This window comes from Polaromonas sp. (assembly GCF_030689685.1).
Lineage (GTDB): Bacteria > Pseudomonadota > Gammaproteobacteria > Burkholderiales > Burkholderiaceae_C > Polaromonas.
In genome coordinates this window covers 70,697-85,307 of the sequence record NZ_JAUYEY010000006.1, presented here as the reverse complement: position 1 = coordinate 85,307, position 14,611 = coordinate 70,697, and the positions used below count along the sequence as shown (strand labels likewise).

The 14,611-nt window shown below is 63.6% G+C and carries 16 protein-coding genes and 2 pseudogenes; 12 read left to right on the top strand and 6 right to left on the bottom strand.

Translation table 11 applies throughout. The features are described from left to right. Window positions 1–58 precede the first annotated feature (58 nt). From Q8O29_RS01260 to Q8O29_RS01230, 7 genes and pseudogenes are all read left to right on the top strand, one after another. Entirely contained in the window at window positions 59–448 is a 390-nt protein-coding gene (locus Q8O29_RS01260; RefSeq protein WP_305560235.1) for a response regulator, read from the top strand. Between the two features lie 248 nt (window positions 449–696). Beyond that, the gene (locus Q8O29_RS01255) at window positions 697–1,485 is read left to right on the top strand and encodes a helix-turn-helix domain-containing protein (protein ID WP_371134123.1); all 789 of its coding nucleotides are present in this window, start codon (window positions 697–699) and stop codon (window positions 1,483–1,485) included. Window positions 1,486–1,499: 14 nt separating this feature from the next. Continuing rightward, window positions 1,500–2,426 carry a J domain-containing protein gene (locus Q8O29_RS01250; protein ID WP_305560234.1) on the top strand — a complete coding sequence of 309 codons (927 nt, stop codon included), beginning with the start codon at window positions 1,500–1,502 and terminating at the stop codon, window positions 2,424–2,426. Continuing rightward, window positions 2,404–2,730 carry a chaperone modulator CbpM gene (locus Q8O29_RS01245; RefSeq protein WP_305560233.1) on the top strand — a complete coding sequence of 109 codons (327 nt, stop codon included), beginning with the start codon at window positions 2,404–2,406 and terminating at the stop codon, window positions 2,728–2,730. The genes Q8O29_RS01250 and Q8O29_RS01245 overlap by 23 nt, the downstream gene beginning before the upstream one ends. Before the next feature lie 306 nt (window positions 2,731–3,036). After that, window positions 3,037–3,153: pseudogene (locus Q8O29_RS01240) on the top strand (MBL fold metallo-hydrolase); the annotation flags it as partial. Window positions 3,154–3,207: 54 nt separating this feature from the next. Then, entirely contained in the window at window positions 3,208–3,654 is a 447-nt protein-coding gene (locus Q8O29_RS01235) for an OsmC family protein (protein ID WP_305560232.1), read from the top strand. Between the two features lie 245 nt (window positions 3,655–3,899). Next, window positions 3,900–4,865 (top strand): c-type cytochrome, encoded by a 966-nt coding sequence (locus Q8O29_RS01230; protein ID WP_305560231.1) that lies wholly within the window; start codon window positions 3,900–3,902, stop codon window positions 4,863–4,865. 153 nt (window positions 4,866–5,018) lie between these two features. On the opposite strand, the gene Q8O29_RS01225 is transcribed toward Q8O29_RS01230, so the two are convergent. After that, complete coding sequence (locus tag Q8O29_RS01225) at window positions 5,019–5,219, bottom strand: hypothetical protein (protein WP_371134122.1); 201 nt, start codon at window positions 5,217–5,219, stop codon at window positions 5,019–5,021. An 18-nt stretch (window positions 5,220–5,237) separates the two neighbouring features. On the opposite strand from Q8O29_RS01225, the gene Q8O29_RS01220 reads away from it, so the two are divergent. Genes Q8O29_RS01220 through Q8O29_RS01200 form a run of 5 tightly spaced genes read left to right on the top strand, consistent with a single transcriptional unit; the run spans window position 5,238 to window position 12,057 of the window. Beyond that, complete coding sequence (locus Q8O29_RS01220) at window positions 5,238–6,281, top strand: efflux RND transporter periplasmic adaptor subunit (RefSeq protein ID WP_305560230.1); 1,044 nt, start codon at window positions 5,238–5,240, stop codon at window positions 6,279–6,281. Beyond that, window positions 6,278–9,550 (top strand): efflux RND transporter permease subunit, encoded by a 3,273-nt coding sequence (locus Q8O29_RS01215; protein WP_305560229.1) that lies wholly within the window; start codon window positions 6,278–6,280, stop codon window positions 9,548–9,550. Before Q8O29_RS01220 ends, Q8O29_RS01215 begins: the two co-directional genes overlap by 4 nt. Continuing rightward, window positions 9,547–9,756 (top strand): DUF2892 domain-containing protein, encoded by a 210-nt coding sequence (locus tag Q8O29_RS01210; protein ID WP_305560228.1) that lies wholly within the window; start codon window positions 9,547–9,549, stop codon window positions 9,754–9,756. Before Q8O29_RS01215 ends, Q8O29_RS01210 begins: the two co-directional genes overlap by 4 nt. Window positions 9,757–9,812: 56 nt before the next feature. Continuing rightward, complete coding sequence (locus Q8O29_RS01205) at window positions 9,813–11,207, top strand: TolC family protein (RefSeq protein WP_305560227.1); 1,395 nt, start codon at window positions 9,813–9,815, stop codon at window positions 11,205–11,207. 37 nt (window positions 11,208–11,244) lie between these two features. Further along, window positions 11,245–12,057 (top strand): class II glutamine amidotransferase, encoded by an 813-nt coding sequence (locus Q8O29_RS01200; protein WP_305560226.1) that lies wholly within the window; start codon window positions 11,245–11,247, stop codon window positions 12,055–12,057. Window positions 12,058–12,260: 203 nt separating this feature from the next. Here the strand turns inward: Q8O29_RS01200 and Q8O29_RS01195 are convergent. The 5 genes and pseudogenes from Q8O29_RS01195 to Q8O29_RS01175 form a co-directional block, all read right to left on the bottom strand. Next, window positions 12,261–12,635: pseudogene (locus tag Q8O29_RS01195) on the bottom strand (TlpA family protein disulfide reductase); the annotation flags it as partial. A 188-nt stretch (window positions 12,636–12,823) separates the two neighbouring features. Next, window positions 12,824–13,018 carry a DUF2892 domain-containing protein gene (locus tag Q8O29_RS01190; protein ID WP_305560225.1) on the bottom strand — a complete coding sequence of 65 codons (195 nt, stop codon included), beginning with the start codon at window positions 13,016–13,018 and terminating at the stop codon, window positions 12,824–12,826. A gap of 104 nt (window positions 13,019–13,122) precedes the next feature. Next, entirely contained in the window at window positions 13,123–13,332 is a 210-nt protein-coding gene (locus Q8O29_RS01185) for an anion permease (protein WP_305560224.1), read from the bottom strand. Window positions 13,333–13,337: 5 nt separating this feature from the next. Next, window positions 13,338–13,670: an anion permease gene (locus Q8O29_RS01180; protein ID WP_305560223.1), complete on the bottom strand. Its 333-nt coding sequence runs from the start codon at window positions 13,668–13,670 to the stop codon at window positions 13,338–13,340. Between the two features lie 159 nt (window positions 13,671–13,829). Further along, window positions 13,830–14,519, bottom strand: a complete 690-nt coding sequence (locus Q8O29_RS01175; protein WP_305560222.1) for a VIT family protein — start codon at window positions 14,517–14,519, stop codon at window positions 13,830–13,832. Between the last annotated feature and the right edge of the window lie 92 nt (window positions 14,520–14,611).

The window sequence follows — 14,611 nt, the reverse complement described above, 5'->3', positions numbered from 1 at the left end:
CAGCGCTTTTCAGCCGGCGCCTATGGCGTGAAGAGGTACTGGCAGCCACAGTAGAGGCATGCCAGAGTCACACCGCTTCAAGTTCAAGGTCTTTCTTGCAGAAGACTCCGCGCTGATTCGCGAGCGGGTTTGCGGCTTGCTTGCGGCCGGCGGCATCACGGTCACGGGCCACGCGGCAACGCCGCAGAGCGCGATTGAAGGCATTCTTGCCAGCTCCCCCGATGTGGTGGTGCTGGACGTTCAGCTAGAAGGTGGTTCGGGCTTGCAGGTGCTGCGCGCTGTGCGGCATGCCGCGCCCGACATTGCTTTTGTGGTGTTCAGCGGCAACTCGGGCCCAGCCTACCGCAAGCTGTATCTTGGCGCAGGCGCTGAGACCTTTCTCGACAAAAGCACGCAATTTGATCAGCTTGTACAGGCTGTAACAAATGCATCGCAGCATGTTCATTGATTCAGATGCTCTCGCCACCCTGGCGACGACGCCCATGCACACGCGCCAGTATCCACGGTCAAGTGTTGCGCGGTGCTGCGGTCCGGTGCGGGTTTGGGTGCGCTGGCGTACAGACGCTGGCCGGCATCGGGCGCACCGTGAAAGCAACGTCCTCTTTGCAATTGCCTGTCCGGCTCCGCGCTCGCTGTAGCCCGGACTTGGTTCCATCTCCCACTTTGATCCCCGCACATCCCGCAAAGGAAAACACCATGTCCACAGCCACTTTGGAAGCTCCCGTTTCTCCCGTCCGCATGGTGGCGCGCCTGACGACGGGCAGCAGCGCGGCGATTACACCCCTGGTGACACATTGTTCCAAATGCCACTTGCGTGACCTCTGTCTTCCCTGCGGCATGACAGGCGGCGACGTGGAACGTCTGGACAGCCTCATGTTCGGCCGGCGCCGGGTCATGGCCGGTCAGACGCTGTACCGTGAAGGTGATGGCTTTCAGTTCATCTTTGCGGTGCGCAGCGGCACCTTCAAGTCCAGCCTGATGCTGAGCGACGGGCGTGAGCAAGTCAGCGGTTTCTATATGGCGGGTGAGCTCATGGGCCTGGACGGCGTGGCCCACGGCGCCCATGCCAGCAGCACGATTGCGCTGGAAGACGCTGAGGTCTGCTCGATCCCGTACACCCACTTCACCGAGATGGCGGCCGCCAATTCGGGCATGCAGCATGTGGTCAGTCGGCTCATGAGCCGCGAGATTGTGCGCGAGCACAGCCTGATGGTGCTGCTGGGCAGCATGAACGCAGAAGAGCGGCTGGCAGCCTTTTTGCTGAACCTGTCGCAGCGGCTGAAGGCGCGCGGTTACTCGGCCAGTGAATTTCATCTGCGTATGTCGCGCGCAGAAATTGGCAGCTATCTGGGCATGACGCTGGAGACGGTCAGCCGGACCTTCTCCGCTTTTCAGCAGCAGCGCCTGCTGGAGGTGGACAAGCGCCACATCCGCATCACCGACCTGGAAGGCCTGACCCGCGCTTTCGAGACGCGCGAGCACTGACAACACCCAGCGCAATGAAGTACAAGGACTACTACGCCGAGCTGGGCGTAGCGCGCGACGCGGATACCGAAGAGATCAAGAAGGCCTACCGCAAGCTCGCGCGCCAGCACCACCCGGACATGTCCAAGGCGCCAGACGCCGAAGCCAAGTTCAAGGAAGCCGGCGAGGCCTATGCCACGCTGAAAGATGCCGACAAACGCGCTGCCTATGACGAGCTCGGGCGCCATCCCGCTGGTGAAGACTTCACGCCGCCGCAGTGGCGGCAGGCGCATGCATCGGCCGGGCAGGCGTTCGACGAGATGGACCTTGCCGACCTGCTGGCAGCCATGGGCAGGGGTCAGCGCGGCGGCCAGCGAGGTCCAGTGCCGATGGATGGCCGTGACTACGACACCTCGGTGCAGATCAGCCTCGAAGACGCCCATCGGGGCAAGCGCATCAGCCTGAGCCTGGCCGGCGAGGGCGCAGACTCGCTGCTAGAGGTCACCGTTCCGCCTGGTGTTCATGAAGGCCAGAAGCTGCGCTTGCGCGGCAAGGGCGGCAAGGGCATCAACGGCGGGGCCGATGGCGACATCTACTTGCACATCCTGTTGCAGGTACATCCGGTGTTTCGTCCGGACCACCACGATTTGTATTTCGACCTGGTGCTGACCCCCTGGGAAGCAGCCTTGGGTGCTGAGGTAGAGGTCCCCACACTGGACGGGCCGGTGCTGCTGACGGTACCGGCCGGAACCCGCGCAGGCCGCAAACTGCGGCTGCGGGGTCGGGGGCTGGCCAAGGGTCAAGGCGCTGCCGGTGATCTGTACGCTGCAATCCGCATCGACGTGCCGGCCAGCCTGACCGACCGTGAACGTGAATTGTTTGAAGAACTGGCGCGCACCTCGCGCTTTCAACCGCGGGCATCGCCGAAGGAGAATGAGCATGACAGCCCAGCAGCAAGCTGAATGGATGTGGCTGGACGAGCGCACCACGGTGACCTTGTCCGAGTTGTCGCGGTTTTGCGCCATGAGCCCGACCGAGGTGGATGAACTCGTCGAGTACGGTGCCCTGCTGCCGCTGCCGCAGGGAAGCGAGGAGCTTGTCTTCAGCGCCCAGTGTATTGCGCCCTTGCGCACGGCGGGCAAGCTCAGGCTGGATTTTGATCTCGACATGTTCTCGGTGGCCATGCTGCTGGGCTACCTCAACCGCATCGAAGCGCTGGAACGGCAGGTGCGGTCACTTCAGGCGCATTTGCCTTCAGCGCGCTGAGTGGCAACGACCTGTGTGCGCGCTGTTCAACTCAGGAGACTCACATGATCAGAAGTAGGCAATTGATCTACTCGGGCGCAGTCGCAGCGTGGGGACCATCGGTCTGGAGTGGGCGCTCTCCCGCAGACGGTCCCCCCGGCTATGAGGATGTAGCCCGTCAGACCTGGCGCCATACGGCAGAGCCGCTCAGTAGCAGCGCGGCGGTTCAGCGCGAGCTGTTTCAAGTCAATGGTCATTTTTTTCCTTTTCGAGGTGTTGCAAAACTGCCTGACGTCGGTACGGCGCGCTGCGGCTTTTCCGGGGGCGATGCCCACAGCCGTGCTGATTCTGCCTTCAGTGCAGATCAATATCCGCACCGGCGAGATGCCACCCTCGGAAGACAATGGCGTGTCTTGCCTGAAGATTCCGATCAATGCGCTGTGAGCGCTGCAACCCATCATCCGCGCCCAGAAGCCTGGGCGAAGAAAGGCCAATACCATGAGTGACAAGCAAGTTCTGGTTCATCTCACACAAGAAAAAAACTACCGTTTCCAGATTGCATTTGACGATGGTGTACCTGATCTGGCAGTTGACGAGCCGCCACCGCTGGGTGGCGCAACCGGGCCGTCGCCGGTGCAGTTGCTCACGGCGGCCGTGGGTAGCTGCCTGTCAGACTCCTTGCTGTTTGCCTTGCGCAAGTTCAAACAGAACCCTGAGCCAATGCGTTGTGAGGTGCAGGCGGACGTGGGCCGCAACCCTGAAGGGCGCATGCGGGTGCTGCGCATGAAGGCGGTGCTGACGCTGGGGGTCGCCGCCGCTCAACTTGAACACCTGCAACGCGCGCTAGACCAGTTCGAGGAGTTTTGCACCGTCACCCAGAGCGTGAGACAAGGGATACCGGTCACAGTTGAGGTGTACGACGCGAGCGGCGTACGGGTGAAATGACCTGTGGCGCCGCCTTCGCACGGCTCATTCCTTGTCTGGGGCCGGGCGTATGAGCCTTCAATACGGCATCTGGGTCAAGCGCTGCCAAGGGACTGCATGAGTTGCCGCAGAGGCTGCCCGTCGGCGTTGCGCTTGGAATGCTGTTGACCCTGTGACGCATGCACATTTTTTGGCAAGGCATTGATCTTTCGCAAGCTCACCTGCGGGGCAGCTACTTAAGCTTTCAACTATCTTTGGAGATTGACATGAAACAGACCGGCAGACTTCTTATTGCGTTGGTCATTGGTTGCGGGGTAACTGTAGGCGCGGTTGCCCAAGTCCCCAAGGACTGGCAGGCGCCCGACATTACAAAGCTTCCCGACGACAAGTACGGCCAGGCGGTACGCAAGGGCAAAGCCCTCATGGAAGAAACCTACAAGCACATCGGGCCCGAGGTGAAGGACGTGAGCAAGCGTTATGCCGGCAATAATTTGGCCTGTGTTTCATGCCATGTAGATGCGGGCGGTCGCAAGTTCGGAAATCCGTGGGTAGGTACGTTTGTGAGTTTCCCGCAGTACCGCGGGCGCGAAGACGCGATCTCCACCACTGAGGAGCGTATCAACGGCTGCATGGAGCGCAGCATGAACGGCAAGAAGCTGCCGCTCGATAGCGAAGAAATGAAGTTGATGACGACGTATCTGCAATTTCTTTCGACCGGCGTTCCAGTTGGGGCGAAACTCGAGGGAGGCGGCACCTTGCGGCTTAAAACCCTTGCTCGCGCTGCCAACCCTGTGGCGGGCAAGCAGGTCTACGCGGCCACCTGCGTGGCCTGCCATGGCGATAACGGCCAGGGTGTGCGGCGCGGCAAGGCGGGGGATGCCAACGGATATCTGTTTCCGCCGCTATGGGGCGCCGACAGCTATAACAACGGCGCCGGCATGGCGCGGGTAACCTTGGCCGCGGGGTTCATCAAGGGCAATATGCCCAGCGGGGTCACCCACACCAGTACGGTGTTAACGGATGAGCAGGCCTTCGACGTGGCAGCTTACATCAACAGCCAGCCGCGGCCAGTCAAGGCGAATCTCGAAGCCGATTTCCCGGCGCGCAAAAACAAGCCGGTGGATGCCGCGTTCCCGCCATACACCCCGGGCTTCTCGGCAGAGCAGCACAAGTTCGGCCCCTGGCAGCCGATTTTGGAGGCGCGCGAAAAAGGTATCTATCCGGCCAAATGAGAGCAAACGGTCTTATTAATCGGGTCTTTCCTAAAAAAGTGGCAGCAAGGTCGAACTAAGTTTTGAAACTGAAGATTAGATTACTCCACGCTGTCGCGGCGTTCATCGGCGCAGCGTCTTCCCCCGACGGGGGCGCAGGGACGCCGGGGCTCATCATCGCCAACCCCTGGTGGACCGGGCCGTCTGGATGAAGGTCTGTCGTTCGCGTGCAGTCTGCTCGAATTGACGGGCGATGCTGCCGCACACGAGATCGCACAGCGCGTACACCGAATCATCGGCGATGCGGTAATACACGCTGGTGCCGCGATGGTCGCGCGCGACCAGGCCGTGCTTGTTTTGGCGGTTTCGGCACACTGGAATGGGAGAGGGACCATGCGAAGGACGTTTCGATTTGGCGCAGTCATCGTGGCGGCTTGTTTGCACGCGTCCGTGGTGCTGGCGGCGGCTGGTGAGTTGGCGAGCGCGTCCGTGCAGACCGGCGGCGCCGCAGACAGCGCCGGCTTTGACGGCGTGGTGGAAGCGGTGCGGCAGACGGTCCTCGCCGCGCAGGTGCCGGGCGGGGTGGTCGAACTTGCGGTCAAGGTCGGCGATACGGTCAGGCAAGGCCAGGTGCTGCTGCGCATCGATGCGCGTGCCGCCGCCCAGAATAGCGCGGCGAGCGCGGCGCAGGTGCAGGCGGCGCGTTCGGCGCTCGACGTCGCAACCAGGGACTATGAGCGGCAGCGGCAGCTCTTCCAGAAGCAATACATCAGCCAGGCCGCGCTGGAACGTGCAGAAGCGCAGTTTCGCGCAAGCTCGGCGCAGTTGACCGCCCAGAGCGCGCAGGCCAGTGCCGCGCATATTCAGTCGGATTTCTTCGTCGTCAAGGCCCCGTACGCGGGCGTGATCGCCGACCTGCCCGTTGCGCTGGGCGACATGGCCATGCCGGGCCGGCCACTCCTGACGCTGTATGACCCGGCGGCATTGCGCGTGACGGCCCCGGTGCCGCAAACCGCGCTGGCACGCCTGGCCGCCGAACAGTCGGCCCGGGTCGAGTTGCCCGGCCTGCCAGCCGAACGCCAATGGTTGACGCGTCTGCAGGTGCAGGTACTGCCGACGATTGACGTCGGCACCCATTCGGCGCAGGTGCGCATCAATCTGCCGGGCGGCATCAAGGGCGTGACGCCGGGCATGTTTGCCCGCGTGTGGCTGCCGACTGAAGGCGGGACTGCGAGCCGCCTGTATGTGCCGGCCGCGGCGATCGTGCGGCGCGCGGAAATGACCGGCTTGTATGTGATTGATTCGACTGGCCGGCCGGCGTTGCGGCAGGTGCGTCTTGGGCGCACGCAAAACGACCTGGTCGAGGTGCTGGCCGGCGTCGCCGCAGGCGAACGCGTGGCGCTCGATCCGCAAGCGGCGGCGAAAGACCGGCGATGATCCCAACGCTTGGAATTTCCGGCCGTATCGCGGCCTTCTTCCAGACTGCGCGCATCACGCCGCTGCTGGCACTGGCGGCACTGTTGCTCGGCGCCTTTGCCGTCATCGTCACACCGCGCGAGGAAGAACCGCAGATCAATGTGACCATGGCCAATGTGCTGATCCCCTTTCCGGGCGCATCGGTGCGCGATGTCGAGCAGATGGTTGCTACGCCCGCCGAGCAGGTGCTCTCGCAGATCGCCGGCGTCGAGCATGTGATGTCGCTGTCGCGCCCCGGCATCGCGGTGCTGACGGTCCAGTTCAAGGTCGGCGTGCCGCGCACCGAGGCGCTGGTGAAGCTGTATGACACGGTCAACTCCAACGCCGACTGGCTGCCCAAAGGGCTGGGGGTGGGCGAGCCGCTGATCAAGCCCAAGGGCATCGACGACGTACCCATCGTCGCGTTGACGCTCTACAGCCAAAACGACAGCACCGGTGCTTACGATCTCGAACGCATCGCGCACAGCCTTGAAGCCGACCTCAAGCGGGTGCCGGGCACGCGCGAGGTCAGCACCATGGGTGGCCCAGGGCGCGCCGTGCTGATCGAGATGGACCCAACGCGTATGGCCAGCACGGGGGTCACCGTGCCAGACTTGCGGGCGGCGCTGCAGGCGGCCAATCTTGGCCTGCCGGTTGGCGAACTGCTGACGGGCAACCGCTCGGTGGCGATCGAATCGGGGCCCTTTCTCAGGGACGCGCGCGACGTCGCCGAACTGGTGGTTTCCGTGCGCGAGAGGAAGCCGGTGTTTTTGCAGGACCTTGCCACCGTGCGCGACGGTCCGCTGCCGGCGGCACGCTATGTCTGGCACGGTAAGGTCGGCAAGGGGGACGGCGAGTTCCCCGCAGTCACCATTACCGTCACAAAAAAGCCGGGTGAAAACGCCATCGACGTTGCCGACGCAGTGATGGCGCGTGTCGAATCCCTGAAAAACACCGTCATTCCGCCCGAGGTGCAGGTGGCTGAAACGCGCAACTACGGCGCCACCGCCAATGACAAGGCGCAAAAACTGATTCAAAAACTGCTGTTCGCCACCTTGTCGGTGGTGGCGCTGGTTTTCATCGCGTTGGGTCGTCGCGAGGCCGCCATCGTCGGGGCGGCGGTGGGGCTGACGCTGGCCGCCACCTTGTTCGCTTCATGGGCCTGGGGTTTCACGCTGAACCGGGTTTCGCTGTTTGCGCTGATCTTCTCGATCGGCATTCTGGTCGACGACGCGATTGTGGTGGTCGAGAACATTCACCGGCACCAGCAGTTGTTCCCTGGCAAGACCCTGACAGAAATTATTCCCGGCGCGGTTGACGAGGTCGGTGGCCCCACCATCCTGGCGACCCTGACGGTCATCGCGGCCTTGCTGCCCATGGCTTTCGTCTCGGGATTGATGGGGCCGTACATGAGCCCGATCCCCATCAACGCCAGCATGGGCATGCTGATTTCGCTGGCCATCGCCTTCACGGTCACGCCGTGGCTGGCGCGGCTGTGGATGAAGGCTGCGCCTGCCACCGCTCACGCCGTCAACGCCAATGCCAATGCCAAGGCCGAAAATGAAATCGCCACGCCACAACTCCATGGACTAAGCGCCAGGCTCGCCCCGCTGTTCAAGCGCATTTTCCGCCCCTTGCTGGACGATGCGCGCGGCGCACGCAATCGCCGCTGGCTGGGCTTGGGCGTTGCAGCACTGATCGCCGTGTCGATGGCTCTGCCAGCGCTGGGCCTGGTGCTGCTGAAAATGCTGCCCTTTGACAACAAGTCGGAATTCCAGGTGGTTGTCGATATGCCTGCGGGAACGCCGGTCGAGCAAACCGCCGCAGTGCTGCGCGAGCTGGGTGCGTACCTGGCCAGCGTGCCCGAGGTCACCGACTACCAGGCTTATGCCGGCACGGCCGCGCCGATCAATTTCAATGGTTTGCTGCGCCAGTACTACCTGCGCGCCGGCGGCGAAGTGGGCGACCTGCAAGTCAATCTGGTCGACAAGCATCAGCGTTCGGCGCAGAGCCACGAGATCGCGACCCGCGTGCGGCCGGCGCTGCAGAAAATCGGCCAGCGCTTCGGCGCCAATGTGAAGGTGGTTGAAGTCCCGCCCGGTCCGCCCGTGCTGGCGCCAATTGTCGCCGAGATATACGGACCCGAGGCCGAAGGGCGGCAGCAGATGGCCAAGGCGGTGCGCGCGGTGTTCGAAAAAACTGCCGGCGTGGTCGACGTCGACGACAGCAGCATTGCCGCGGCGCCCAAAACCGTGCTGCTGGTGGACCGGCGAAAAGCGGCGATGCTGGGTGTGTCGCAGCAGGCCATCGTGAGCACCTTGCGCGCCGGTCTGGCCGGCGAGGCAACCACCTATCTGCACGACGGCGCCAAGTACCCGGCGGCGGCCCTGCTGCAATTGCCGGCCGAGCAGCACGGCGACCTCGGCGCCTTGCTGCAACTGGCGGTGCGCTCGGCCTCCGGCAGTCTGGTGCCCATTCGCGAACTGGTCAACGTCAGCGACTCGCTGCGCGAGCAGCCGGTGTATCACAAAGACCTGTTGCCGGTGAACTTTGTGGTGGCTGACATGGCCGGCAAAGTCGACAGTCCCTTGTATGGCATGTTCAGCATGCGCCAGGAGATTGCAGCCATTGCCACACCCGGAGGCGGAACGCTGGCCGAATACTTCATTCGGCAACCCGAAGATCCGTACCGCGACTACGCCATCAAGTGGGACGGCGAGTGGCAAATCACCTACGAAACCTTCCGCGACATGGGTGCGGCCTATGCCGTCGGCTTGATTCTGATTTATCTGTTGGTGGTGGCGCAGTTCGGCTCGTACCTGACGCCGCTGATCATCATGGCGCCGATTCCCCTGACCATCATCGGAGTCATGCCAGGCCATGCGCTGCTGGGCGAACAGTACACCGCCACCAGCATGATCGGCATGATCGCGCTGGCCGGCATCATTGTGCGAAATTCGATCTTGCTGGTTGATTTCATCAACCTGCAGGTGCGTGCCGGGCTGCCCCTCAAAGACGCGGTGGTGAACTCGGCCATCACGCGCGCACAACCGATCATGCTGACCGGCGTGGCTGCCATGCTGGGTGCGTTTTTCATCCTCGACGACCCGATCTTCAATGGCTTGGCGATCTCGCTTATCTTCGGCATCCTGGTGTCCACCGTGCTGACGCTGGTGGTGATCCCGCTGCTGTATTTCATGGCATACCGCAACCGTCTCGCTTTCATTACCCATCAAGGAAAATCTTCATGAGTTCCTGGCAAATCGTTCGCATCATCGCCGGCGCGTTTATCCTGCTGTCGCTGGCCCTGGGCATTCCTGGCAGCCCGTTGTATGTCAGCCCGTGGTGGCTGGCCTTTACCGCGTTTGTCGGAGTCAACCTGTTGCAAAGCGGGCTGACGAAATGGTGCCTGATGGAAGTCATCGTGCGCAAGCTGGGCGCCCGCACCGGTTCGTGAAGGAGCGACGCCATGCGTCTTTTCATTCGACAGCCTTTGCGGCAGGGACGCGCGTGATGCGCCGGGCACGCTGGTCTGCCGTGGCCGTGTCTGCAGCCTGGCTGCTCGCCATGGCCCTGCCTGCAGGGGCCACCGACCTGATCGACGCCTGGCGCGCAGCCCAGCAGCATGACCTGGACTACACCGCCGCACGTGCCGCCCAGCAGGCCAGCGCCGCCAAGCGCAGCCAGGCGGCTGCACTGTGGCGACCGAGCGTGATGCTGACGGGCACGGCCGGCGTGGGCGGCAGCGACACCAGCGCCACCGGGGCGCAGTTCTCGGCGCCGGGCCTCGGTACTTCGACGGACGTGGCTTTTGACACCTCGGTCAACCGCGGCGCGTTGGGGCGCTGGGCGCTGGCGGCGAGCCTGCCGCTGCTCAGCCGCGAGCGCGATGCGCAGGGCCGGCAGCTCGAGCTGTCGGCAGACGTCAGCGACCTCGAGTGGCAGAACGCCCAGCAAACGCTGATGCTCAACACCGCACAGCGCTATTTCGATGTCGTTCTGGCCAGCGATTCACTGCGGGTGCTGCGCCAGCAGCAGGCCGCAGTCGAGCAGGCGCTGGTGGAAACGCAGGACCGCTTTCGCCTCGGCGATGCGCCCGTGACGGACACGCACGAGGCCGCAGCCCGCTCCGGGGCCATTGCAGCCCAGCGGCTCGCGCTTGAAACTGATTTACACCTGAAGCAGGCAGATATCGCTGACGCCACGGGCATGCCCCCAGCGGCCGTGCAGCTGCTGCTGCCGTCTAGGGAGGCAACGCCAGCCGAGGCACAGGCGCTGGAATTCTGGCTGTCCGAAGCCGAGCTTCGCAATCCACAACTGCGCATGCAGATCACTGCCGTGGAGGTGGCCAGGCAAGAGGCCGCCAAATCCAGTGGAGTGCTGTCACCCAGCGTCGAGCTGGTTGCGCAGGTTGGCCGCGATCGCCTGAGCGGCAGCGGCGACTTTGGCAGCGCCAGCAATCGGGCCGGCAACCGGATGATCGGGGTGCAACTTTCGGTGCCGCTTTACACTGGCGGCATGCGCAGTGCGCGCCAGCAAGAGGCGCTGTACGGGATCGAGAAGGCCCAGGCGCAAGCCGACCGCACCCGCCAGCAGGTCACGCAGAAAACCCGCGCTGCCTGGCTGGGGCTGACGGTAGGTGGCGGCCGGGTCGCGGCGCTGTCGCAGGCGCTGGTGTCGAGCCGGTCGCGCCTGGACGCCACGCGTCTGGGCCGCCAAGTCGGCGACCGTACCACGCTGGACCTGCTCAATGCCGAGAACGATGCCGCCAGCGCCGAGCTGACATTGCTGCAAGCCCGGATCGAATTGTTGATGAATCGCCTGCGACTGGCGGCTGTGGCTGGCCGGCTCGACGAGGCATGGTTGCAGTCCGTTAACGCCTCTTTGCACGCGCCGGGTGGACGCTGAGTGCGCCTGCTCGCCGTCGCGACATTCTCCGTCTCTCATGTGTGAACTCCTCGCCATGTCGAGCCGGCGCTCGACGCAGTTAAACTTCTCGCTGCAGACGCTGGCCGATCACAGCGGCGACGGCAGCACAACCCGCGACGGTTGGGGAGTCGCCTTCTACCAAGGCAGCGATGTCGCCCTGTTTCGGGAACCGAAGGCGGCCAGCGACAGTCCTCTCGTGCACTTCCTCCAATCGCAGAATTTAGGCACGACACTGGCGATATCGCACATCCGGCATGCCACGCGCGGGGTGCTCAATCTGTCCAATACCCAGCCCTTCCTGCGCGAACTGGGCGGGCGAATGCATGTGTTCGCGCACAACGGCAATCTGCCGAATATCGAAGGCGCCGCAAACATGGCTTACGACCGCTACCGTCCCGTAGGTGCGACCGACTCCGAACACGCTTTCTGCGCGCTGCTGGAGCGCCTTCACAGCTTGTGGAACCCGGCATCCCCGCCGCCCACTTTGCAGGAACGGCGTTCGGTGGTAGCGGCATTCGCTGCCGATCTGTGCAAGCTCGGACCCGCCAACTTCCTCTATGCCGATGGCGAAGTCCTGTTCGCCCACGGACATCGCCGCATCCAGGCCGCCACTGGCCGTATCGCGCCGCCCGGTCTTTTTCTCATGTCGTGCCACTGCCCGGATCCGCAAGAGCCGGTCCACGCCAGCGGCGTGACGGTCGCGCCCGGTTTCCAGGAGATGGTGCTGGTGGCCAGTGTTCCGCTAACGGGTGAGGTATGGCGCCCGCTCGATGAAGGCGAACTGGTGGCAGTGTCGGCAGGGCGGCTGGTCGATGGCACCGGACCGTGACCAACCGCCTGGGGTGGAGACCTCCCTTGCGGTCAGTGTGCGTGTCCAGCAGCGCCCGCTTTACCGCTCCCGCCTATGCCAGCGTGGTGGCCGCTGTGCTTCGGCAGCGTGATGCCTTTTTCCTTCGCCCGTTTCTCCACTGTACGACCGTATGACAGCCGCGGCAGGCGTGCCTTACCTCCCCGATTGGGGCCGTGTTCGTATCACGGACGGTTTGTATTTTTGCGCAGCAGCGCGAGTTTGCTCGCCAATGAGGCTGCCGACAGCTCACCCAGATGGGTGTCGACCAAGCGGCCGTTGGCGTCGTAGAACAGGGTGGTGGGCAACGCCCTCAAGCCGATCTCGCGGCCAAGACTGGCGCCCGGATCGAGTACAACGTTGACAAGGCTGAGCTGCCCTGCCATGAGATAGCGCTGAGCTGCCAATGCACCTTCGCCTTGGTGGGCAAAAACAAAGCGCACGCCAACTTCCTTTTTCTGCGCGGGAGCAAGGACCGGCATCTCGCGCCGGCATGGGGGACACCAGCTGGCCCAAAGATTGACGACTATCGGTTCTCCGCCGGCCAGCGCGGCAAGGCTCGTCGATTCACCTTAGGACCAGGGATATGGCGAGTGCGTCTGCTCGTGCTGCCTGCGTTCTGGTTGTCTTTGGCGTGCCGGTAAGCACGTCAGCGCTCTCTAGGAGTCTGGGCGGCAGAAGGCGTCGAAGCGAAAAGTGGACCGGCGCGGCCGCTTTGCAGCCGACGTGCCTTCTGCCGCCCAGGCTCCTACTTCCGTGATGCTGGACAGGTGTTGATGCCCAGCAGGCTGTAAACAGGGCACATGCCGACAGCCCCCGTGATCAGCGGGATGATGCCGATGTAGCCCCAGAGTCCGACGGTTCCAGTGGCAGCCAGTCCAATCAGAACCAGACCCAGGATGACACGCAGGCTGCGGTCGATCACACCTTCATTGGTTTTCATTTTCAGATTCCTTTTCGATTGAAGAACGGCTATTGGTACGGAGGGTGCGGACGGAAGCACAACTACAGACTACCGCTTAGTCGCCTTCAGCGCGTTGACCTGGATCAAGCAGCTTGCGTCATATACCCCATCCACGGCCAGTAGGTCAGCGCAAAGATGACCAGCAGCACCGCTGCTGCCAGTGTGATCACCAAGCCGGTGCAAATGAAATCCCGCGCGTCGAAAGTGCCGGTGCCGTAGGCGATCATGTTTTGTGGCGCATTCACCGGCAGGATGAAACCAAAACTCACCACAAACTGCGGCAGCATGGTCATGCCAATCACGTTGATGCCACGGTGCCCATGTCTGCCCCGGCGGGTTTGGCCGCATCGGGCGCGTAGGCCAGCAGAAAGACCATCAAGGCGCCTATCACGACCGAGCTCACCGCATAGTCCAGCGCCTCGGTCATCCAGACGATCACGGCGAAAGCGAGGATGGCCAGCATCACCTGCCCGGCGGCAGGCAGGCCCTGCGCGCTGGGCATCCACAGCACCGCCAGCAGGGCAGCCACTGCCGCCAGCAGCCCCGCCTGTTTGAACCGGCTGCCTTTGGCACCCGTGCCGTCCGCTGCGGCGGTGCCGGAGGAAGGGGTGGGGTTCAACAGTGGGTTCATGGGGCTCTCCTTGCTTCCAGGGAAACTATCGGTGTTTTGCGGCGCTGGTCACGCCCTGGTCGATCTCGGCTGCTACCGGTTTGACAACGTGACCAGCGTTCTGGGTGCAGGGTTCTGCGCCAGCGGGCAACGAAACAGTGTCAGTCATGTGCGGCGCAATCAAGGTGTCGCGCCGAAAAGCGAGCCCACGGCCGCCGTGATGCCCATGGCAAGTGCGCCCCAAAATGTCACCCGCCACGCACCAGCCAGCACCGGCGCGCCACCCGCCCGCGCGGCGACCACGCCCAGCACCGCCAGAAAGACCAGTGAGGTGCCCGAAACCCACGCCGGGAGGTTTTGCGCTGGCGCCAGCGCGGTGACGGCCAGCGGCAGCGCCGCGCCCACCGCGAAGCTGACGGCCGATGCCACTGCGGCCTGAATCGGTCGTGCACTGAAGGCCTCCGAAATACCCAGCTCATCTCGGGCATGGGCGCCGAGGGCATCGTGCGCCATCAACTGGCTGGCGACCTGTGCTGCAAGGGCGCCGTCAAGGCCCCGCTTGACGTAGATGGCCGTCAACTCGCGCTGCTCGGCCAGGGCGTCGTTGGCAAGCTCGGCGCGTTCGCGCGACAGGTCGGCGCGTTCCGTATCGGCCTGTGAGTGCACCGACACGTACTCTCCTGCAGCCATCGACATGGCGCCCGCCACCAGGCCGGCAACCCCGGTCAGCAGCAAGGTGTGTTGATCGGAACTCGCCGCCGCCACACCCACGATGAGGCTTGCAGTGGACACAATGCCGTCGTTGGCGCCCAGCACGGCGGCGCGCAGCCAGCCGATGCGTTCGGTGCGGTGTCGCTCAAGGTGGCGCATGGTGTTTCCTCAGGTTTATGAAAGCGCAGAAAGCTGGTTGGGGGTGGCGTGTTCAGGTTAAACGCTATCAAAGTAATAGCTGTTTGCGCAGG

Bases quoted from the DNA above. Each gene is read 5' to 3' on its own strand.
- Q8O29_RS01185 (WP_305560224.1), bottom strand. From the start codon at position 13,332: ATGACCATGCTGCCGCAGTTTGTGGTGAGTTTTGGTTTCATCCTGCCG.
- Q8O29_RS01220 (WP_305560230.1), top strand. From the start codon at position 5,238: ATGCGAAGGACGTTTCGATTTGGCGCAGTCATCGTGGCGGCTTGTTTG.
- Q8O29_RS01190 (WP_305560225.1), bottom strand. From the start codon at position 13,018: ATGAAAACCAATGAAGGTGTGATCGACCGCAGCCTGCGTGTCATCCTG.
- Q8O29_RS01215 (WP_305560229.1), top strand. From the start codon at position 6,278: ATGATCCCAACGCTTGGAATTTCCGGCCGTATCGCGGCCTTCTTCCAG.
- Q8O29_RS01210 (WP_305560228.1), top strand. From the start codon at position 9,547: ATGAGTTCCTGGCAAATCGTTCGCATCATCGCCGGCGCGTTTATCCTG.
- Q8O29_RS01230 (WP_305560231.1), top strand. From the start codon at position 3,900: ATGAAACAGACCGGCAGACTTCTTATTGCGTTGGTCATTGGTTGCGGG.
- Q8O29_RS01255 (WP_371134123.1), top strand. From the start codon at position 697: ATGTCCACAGCCACTTTGGAAGCTCCCGTTTCTCCCGTCCGCATGGTG.
- Q8O29_RS01205 (WP_305560227.1), top strand. From the start codon at position 9,813: ATGCGCCGGGCACGCTGGTCTGCCGTGGCCGTGTCTGCAGCCTGGCTG.
- Q8O29_RS01260 (WP_305560235.1), top strand. From the start codon at position 59: ATGCCAGAGTCACACCGCTTCAAGTTCAAGGTCTTTCTTGCAGAAGAC.
- Q8O29_RS01180 (WP_305560223.1), bottom strand. From the start codon at position 13,670: ATGAACCCACTGTTGAACCCCACCCCTTCCTCCGGCACCGCCGCAGCG.
- Q8O29_RS01235 (WP_305560232.1), top strand. From the start codon at position 3,208: ATGAGTGACAAGCAAGTTCTGGTTCATCTCACACAAGAAAAAAACTAC.
- Q8O29_RS01175 (WP_305560222.1), bottom strand. From the start codon at position 14,519: ATGCGCCACCTTGAGCGACACCGCACCGAACGCATCGGCTGGCTGCGC.
- Q8O29_RS01250 (WP_305560234.1), top strand. From the start codon at position 1,500: ATGAAGTACAAGGACTACTACGCCGAGCTGGGCGTAGCGCGCGACGCG.
- Q8O29_RS01245 (WP_305560233.1), top strand. From the start codon at position 2,404: ATGACAGCCCAGCAGCAAGCTGAATGGATGTGGCTGGACGAGCGCACC.
- Q8O29_RS01200 (WP_305560226.1), top strand. From the start codon at position 11,245: ATGTGTGAACTCCTCGCCATGTCGAGCCGGCGCTCGACGCAGTTAAAC.